The 6,423-nt window shown below is 72.6% G+C and carries 7 protein-coding genes; 1 reads left to right on the forward strand and 6 read right to left on the reverse strand.

Features of this window, described 5'->3' with window-relative positions:
* The 3 genes from EHS43_RS33890 to EHS43_RS33900 form a co-directional block, all read right to left on the reverse strand.
* On the reverse strand, positions 1 to 415 hold a 415-nt coding region (locus EHS43_RS33890; RefSeq protein ID WP_148104150.1), incomplete at its 3' end, for a hemerythrin domain-containing protein.
* A 52-nt stretch (positions 416 to 467) separates the two neighbouring features.
* Entirely contained in the window at positions 468 to 917 is a 450-nt protein-coding gene (locus EHS43_RS33895) for a hypothetical protein (RefSeq protein WP_125194482.1), read from the reverse strand.
* Positions 914 to 3,379, reverse strand: coding sequence for a molybdopterin oxidoreductase family protein (locus tag EHS43_RS33900; protein WP_125194483.1), 2,466 nt, complete (start codon positions 3,377 to 3,379; stop codon positions 914 to 916). Before EHS43_RS33900 ends, EHS43_RS33895 begins: the two co-directional genes overlap by 4 nt.
* 140 nt (positions 3,380 to 3,519) lie before the next feature.
* On the opposite strand from EHS43_RS33900, the gene EHS43_RS33905 reads away from it, so the two are divergent.
* Positions 3,520 to 4,713: an amidohydrolase gene (locus EHS43_RS33905; RefSeq protein ID WP_125194484.1), complete on the forward strand. Its 1,194-nt coding sequence runs from the start codon at positions 3,520 to 3,522 to the stop codon at positions 4,711 to 4,713.
* 7 nt (positions 4,714 to 4,720) lie between these two features.
* Here the strand turns inward: EHS43_RS33905 and EHS43_RS33910 are convergent, their stop codons facing one another.
* The 3 genes from EHS43_RS33910 to EHS43_RS33920 are packed head-to-tail and all read right to left on the reverse strand — an operon-like array spanning position 4,721 to position 6,404.
* Positions 4,721 to 5,446 (reverse strand): metallophosphoesterase, encoded by a 726-nt coding sequence (locus tag EHS43_RS33910; protein WP_125194485.1) that lies wholly within the window; start codon positions 5,444 to 5,446, stop codon positions 4,721 to 4,723.
* Positions 5,443 to 5,733 carry a BON domain-containing protein gene (locus EHS43_RS33915; RefSeq protein ID WP_125194486.1) on the reverse strand — a complete coding sequence of 97 codons (291 nt, stop codon included), beginning with the start codon at positions 5,731 to 5,733 and terminating at the stop codon, positions 5,443 to 5,445. Before EHS43_RS33915 ends, EHS43_RS33910 begins: the two co-directional genes overlap by 4 nt.
* Entirely contained in the window at positions 5,730 to 6,404 is a 675-nt protein-coding gene (locus EHS43_RS33920; RefSeq protein ID WP_125194487.1) for a nucleotidyltransferase family protein, read from the reverse strand. Before EHS43_RS33920 ends, EHS43_RS33915 begins: the two co-directional genes overlap by 4 nt.
* Between the last annotated feature and the right edge of the window lie 19 nt (positions 6,405 to 6,423).

Consider the following 6,423-nt stretch of genomic DNA (forward strand, 5'->3'; position numbering starts at 1 on the left):
CGCCCAAATCGTTCAGCTCCTTCTCCGAGCATGCGACACGCAGCTGCGGGAAGAGGGTCTCCTCCTCCTCGGCGATGTGCGAGCGGACCTCGCTCATCAGCTCGCCGATGAGACGGTCGAACTCCGGGTCGTCCGCCTCGCAGCGCTCCAGGTCCTTCATGAGCTGTTCGGCCGTGGAGTGGTCCTCGATCTCCCGGTCGGCCATGGTGTTCCCGTTGACCAGGTGCTCCCGCACCGCCGGGTAGAGGTACTCCTCCTCCGCGACCGAGTGCCGGATCAGCTCCATGGTGACCTGGTCGGCGTACACCTTCCGGTTCTTCTCACCGGGTGCCAGCGCCTCGATCTTCCCGAACAGTTCCTCGACCTCGTGGTGATCGGTCACCAGCTCGTCGATGACGTTTCCTCCGTGTCCCATGGTCTTCCACCTCCGCCCCCCGGGTGCCCGGGGCCGCACCCCCTATGCCTGGTCACAGGCTTGTCAGCACCTGTGGGGACACCTGCTTGATCAACGTGTCGGTCCAGCGCATCTGGCGCAGGGTCTGCGGGTGGCAGTCGGACGCCAGCTCCAGGAGCCGTTCGTCCCGGGTCGCCCGGGCGACCTGCGCGAGCATCTCCCAGTACAGGGAGTTCTCCGTGGCGGCCAGGTGCAGGGCGCGCAGGTCGTGCAGGAGCAGCAGTCCCTCGGGCCCCTCGCCGGGCGGGGGCGCGGGCCTGTCGTCGTCGAGGCGCAGCCCCTCCGCCGCCGCGAACTCCGCCAGCCGCCCCGCGTGTTCGCGGGACCAGGCGGCGAGGTCGGTGGCGACGTGATGGACCTCGTGTTCCCCGGCATGCCGCTCGGACACGGCCACGAGGTCCCGCTCCAGCCGCCGTTCCCCGTGGTGCAGGGCGCGCAGGGTGTGGGCGATGCCGTCCTTCATGACGTGCCTCCCGGCTCGCTGTCCTGGGTCGCGTACGTCTGCCGCCCGCCCGCTGTGGCCCGCACCGAGCCGGGGACCGACGGAGCCGAGGCCGTGGTGGTGGGGGCCGGCGCGTGCCGTCCGTCCGCGCGCGCGACGAGGGTGAGCGCGGCGGCCGCCGTCTTGAAGAGGGGCTGTTTGGAAGCGGGGTCCCAGTCGGTGATCGTCGTCTCGTTCGCGGCGCGTCCGGGCCCGCCGTTGTCCGGGCCGTCGCCTTCCTTGACGTCCCAGTAGCCGTAGTGGAAGGGCACGAACAGCAGACCCGGCCGGATGCCCGTCACCCGCAGCCGCGCCTCCAGCGCGCCGCGTGGGGTGGCCACCCGGACGAGATCGCCCTCGCCCAGCCCCAGACGCGCCGTGTCCGCGGCGCAGGCCTCCACCCACACCTCGGGCGCGGCCTCGTCGAGCTGTGCGACCCGGCCGGTCTTGGTCCTGGTGTGGAAGTGGTAGAGCGTCCGGCCCGTCGAGAGCTGGAACGGATACCGCTCGTCGGGCATCTCGTGCGGCTCGACGTACGCGGCCGCCTTGAGCACGGCCTTGCCGTCCGGGTTGAGCGAGCGGTACTCCACGGGGTCGACGGAGGCCCCGGTCTCCAGGTCCTTGCCGTAGCTCTCGCAGTCGTCGGGGTGGGCCCAGGTGATGCCGTCCGTGTAGAGCCGCTCGGTGCCCCGCGGGTTCGCCTCGGTGCAGGGCCACTGGATGCCGCCGGCGTCGCGCAGCCGGTCGTAGGTCAGGCCCGTGTAGTCGCAGGGGCGGCCCGCGCTGCACCGCTTCCAGGCCTCGAACGCCTCCTCGGGGTCCTGCCAGCCGATCAGCGGGCCGCCGTCCTTGTCGCGGAAGTCCATGCGGCGCGCGAAGTCGAGGAAGGTGTCCAGGTCGGACCTGGCCTCGCCGGGTGGCTCGACCGCCTTCTCGCACAGGTGGACGGTCCGGTCGGCGTTCGTGATCGTGCCGGTCTTCTCGCCCCAGGTGGCGGCGGGCAGGACGACGTCGGCGAACCGGGCGGTCTCCGTCAGGAACAGGTCCTGTACGACCGTGAAGAGCCCCTCCTGCGCCAGCAGCGCGCGGATCCGGGCCAGTTCGGGCAGGGAGACGGCCGGGTTGGTGCCGCTGATCCAGAGCATCCCGATCGAGCCCTGCTCGGCGTAGCGGAACATCTGCATCGCGTGGGTGGGTGGCGCGAAGTGCGGGATCGTGGACGGTTCCACGTTCCACACCTTCGCCAGGTCGGCCACATGGGCGTCGTTCTGCCAGTTGCGGAAGCCCGGCAGATCGCCGTCGGCACCGCACTCGCGGGTGTTCTCGGCGCTGGGCTGGCCGTTCATCTGGAGCACACCCGCGCCCGGGCGGCCCAGCATCCCGCGGATCAGGTGCAGGTTGTTGACCTGCACGGCCGCGGCGGTCGCCTGGTGGGCCTGGTACACGCCCTGGAGGACCGTGGACAGCAGGGCGTCCGTCGTGCCGACGAGCTCGGCCGCCTCGCTGATGCGGGCGGCCGGGACGTCACAGATGGCCGCGGCCCACTCGGGCGTGCAGGACGCGACCTGTTGTGCAAGCTCCTCGAAGCCGACCGTGTGTGCCTCGACGAAGTCGTGGTCGACCCGGTCGTGCCGGATCGTCTCGTGCAGCAGGGCGTCCAGCAGCGCCACGTTGGTGCCGACACGCGGCGCCAGGTGCACCGACGCGTGCCGGGCCACCTGGGTCGGGCGGGGGTCCACGCACAGCAGCCGCGGCGGATCGCCACCCGCCAGCCGGTCCAGGACGCGCGTCCACTGCACGGTCTGCGTCTCGGCCATGTTGTGGCCGAACAGCGCGATCACGTCGGCGTGGTCGAGGTCGTCGAAGCTGCCCGGCTGGCCGTCGCAGCCGAAGGACTCCTTCAGCGCCTCGGCCGCGGTCGCGGTGCACAGCCGGGTGTTGCCGTCGAGATGGTTGGTGCCGACACCCGCGCGGGCGAGCACGGCGAGCGTGTAGTACTCCTCCAGGAACAGCTGGCCGCTGGTGTAGAAACCGATCGAGCCGGGCCCGCGCTCGTCGAGCAGTTCCCGGGTGCGGGCGGCCACCAGCTCCATCGCGGTGTCCCAGTCGGTCTCCACGAGATGCCCCTCGCGCCGCACGAGCGGCCTGGTCAGCCGGTCCGAGGAGGCGTTGGCCTGCCAGCCGAACAGGTCCTTCGGCCCGAGCCTGCCCCGGCTGACGCGGTCCGCCGCCCGGCCCCGTACGCCGGCCATCCGGCCGTCCACGACGGCGATGTCCATGGCGTCACCGCCGGAGTGCAGCAGCGACGCCGCGCCCACCCATCGCTGCACCGTGCCGGGCTCCACGCCCTCCGCGAGGAAGGCGTCCACCCTGGAGGGCCAGGCTTCATGGCGCCGGTACGGCGTCCGCGTGCCCCAGGGATCCGCTATCCGGTCCGCCTTCATGGAGGCCTCCCTGCCGACTCCCGCTGTCCGCTCCTGAGTACCCGTGGCCCCGAGCCGGTAACGGTGTCCCGGGTGTAAGGCGGCCCGCTCGAAGGAACCCGCACCAGGACACAGGCGTACGACATTTCTGGGAGGCCGATGTGACCGACGCCGTGGACGAGGTGCTCGCGCGAGTGCGCGGAGAGGTGGCCGCACGGGCGGATCGGTTGTGGGACATGGCGCGGATGCTGCACTCCGACCCGGAGTACGCCTTCGAGGAGCACCGGGCGGCCGCACTGCTCTGCGGCGAACTCGAATGGGCGGGGTTCAAGGTCCAGCGGGACGTCGCCGGGCTCCCCACCGCCTTCACCGCCCGCTCCGGCACCAGGCCCCGCCCCGCGGTGGCCCTGCTGCTGGAGTACGACGCCCTGCCCGGCCTCGGCCACGCCTGCGGGCACAACCTGATCGCCGCGGCGGGTCTGGGCGCGGCGCTCGCCGCCCGTGCCGTGCTCGACCGGGACGCCGGCACCGTGTGGGCCATCGGCACGCCCGCGGAGGAGGGCGGCGGAGGCAAGGTCACCGAGACCGACGCGGGGGTGTTCGACGACGTCGACGCGGCGCTGATGTTCCACCCCGGCGTGCACAACTGGCAGTGGGCGCCCCTGACCGCGCAGGCCCAGTACCGGGTCGGGTTCCGGGGACGCGCCGCCCACCCGACCGGGAACCCCACCGAGGGCATCGACGCGCTCGCCGCGCTCATCCAGCTGTTCAACACCCTGGCCGTCGTCGGGCGCAGGCTGCCCACGGGCTCGCACGTGCAGGGCATCGTCACGGACGGCGGCACGGCGACCAACATCGTCCCCGAGTACGCCGAGGGCCTGTTCGGGCTGCGCGCGGTGACGACGGCCGCCCTGGAGGACCTGGCCGGGGAGCTGCTGACCTGCGCCCAGGGGGTGGCGCGGGCGACGGGCACGACCGTCACGGTGGAGCGGGCCACGCCGCGCTACGAGCACTTCCGGGACAGCGCGGTGCTGTCGGACCGGTTCGCCCGCCACCTGGCGGAGGCCGGGATCGCGATGACACCGCCCGAACCCGGTGTCTACCTGGGCTCCTCCGACGTCGGCAACGTCAGCGGACGGGTGCCCGCCATCCACCCCTTCGTGGCGATCATGGAGGAGGACGGTTCGGACCACACCCCCGAGTTCGCGGTCGCGGCCGGCTCCGAGCGCGCCCGGCAGGTCATGCTCGCGGCGGCGGAGGCGCTGGCCCGCACGGCCGTGGAGGTCCTGCTGCGCCCGGAGCTGAGGGACGCGGCGTGGGAGGACCACGACCGCGCCGCCGCCCGCAGCAGCTGAGGAGTCGTCAGCCGGCGTGCAGGTGGTAGACGTTGAACGCCCGCCGGATCACGGGCTGGGCCACGTTCCGCACCCGCACGCCACCGGCCGTCATCCCGTGCTCCGTGCCCGCGTGGGCGTGTCCGTGCACGCTCAGGTCGGCCCCCGCGGTGTCGATCGCCTCGGCCAGCAGATAGCTGCCGAGGAACGGATAGATCTCCGGCGGCTCACCGGCGAGCGTGTCGGCGACGGGGGAGAAGTGGGTGAGCGCGACCCGCGTCCCGCAGCCCTGCTGCTCCAGTTCCTCCAGTGCGGTGCGCAGCCCGTCCGCGCAGCGCCGGGAGTACCGTACGAACTCCTTCATCAGCGGCTCGCCGAACTCGCCGGCGCTGCGGCCCACGAAGCCGCCGCCGAACCCCTTGGTGCCGGCGATGCCCACGCGCGTGTCGCCGCACTCGACGACCGTGCCCTCGCCCTCCAGCACCCGCACGCCGGCGTCCTCCAGGAGGGCGGCGACCTTCTCGGGCTGCTCGTCGTGGTGGTCGTGGTTGCCGAGGACCGCCACGACCGGCACCGGCAGGTCACGCACCTCCTGGGCCACCACCCGGGCCTCCTCCGGTGTGCCGTGCCGGGTGAGGTCCCCGGCCAGCAGCAGCAGGTCGGCGCAGTCGGACAGGGTGTCGAGGGCGGGACGCAGCACGCCCCGGCTCTCCAGTCCCATGTGGATGTCCCCCACGGCGGCGACGCGGATCACGGCAGCTCCTCCGCATGATCGGGCGTGGCGGTCTCGGCCACCACCACGTCGGTGTGCACGGACAGCCCGGCCAGCTCCTCGCCGACGGTGCGCAGGACGGTCTCCCGGCACTGCGCCGAGGGCACCGTCCCGGAGACCACGACCGCTCCGGCCCGCACCTCGGCGCGGACTCCCAGCTCGCCGAGTTCCTCGGCGGCGAGCCGGTCGCGCAGGTGGGCGACGCGGTACTCGATGTTGGCCTCGCCGGCCTCGCCGACCGCGTTCGGTTCGGGTGGGGACCCGCTCATGACCGCTCCACCCCGCTCCTCGGCTCGATGACCTCCAGCCGTTCCAGGAAGTAGAAGAACGCGTCCGGCATCGGTGCGTCCCCGCAGCCGCGGCGTACGGCGTCCCAGTCGACCTTCTCGCGCAGCGTGCGGGCGATCGGCAGGACTGCGCCGAAGTCGCAGTGGTGCTCGGAGAACGCGGACAGCAGGCTGTGCAGCAGGTCCGTCGGGCTCAGCACGGGCATGAACACCGAGTCCACCGAGAGTTCGTCGGCGCGTGCCAGGAGTTCCGTGGTGACCGGCTGGTGGGCCAGTTCGAAGATCAGGTCGACCTGCTGGCCCATGCAGTCGGCCTTGAGCAGCCAGTCCTCCGGAGGGGTCCGGACCTCCAGACCCGCCTCGCGCAGGGTGTCGGCCACGGACTGCGCGTCCTCGGGGAGGATGGCGAAGTCGACGTCGTGCTGGAGATTCTGGGCGCCGCCGTGCGCGTACACGGCCACGCTGCCCGCGAGCGCGAACGGATGCCCTTCCCGTTTCAGGATCGCGCCGACCTGCTTGGCCGCCTCCAGGATCGCCTGGTTGCGGTCGACAGGCAGACTCGCGGCGAGCGCGTCGGCGGCGCTCCCCGTCGCCAGTCGGAGTCCGGCGGCGCCCCCGTGGCGGTCGACGTCCTCGTCGGCGTGCTGCGTCATCAGTGCCCCCTTCCTGGCC

The sequence above is a fragment of the Streptomyces sp. RP5T genome (assembly GCF_003933965.1).
In the GTDB taxonomy this organism is placed as follows: Bacteria; Actinomycetota; Actinomycetes; order Streptomycetales; family Streptomycetaceae; genus Streptomyces.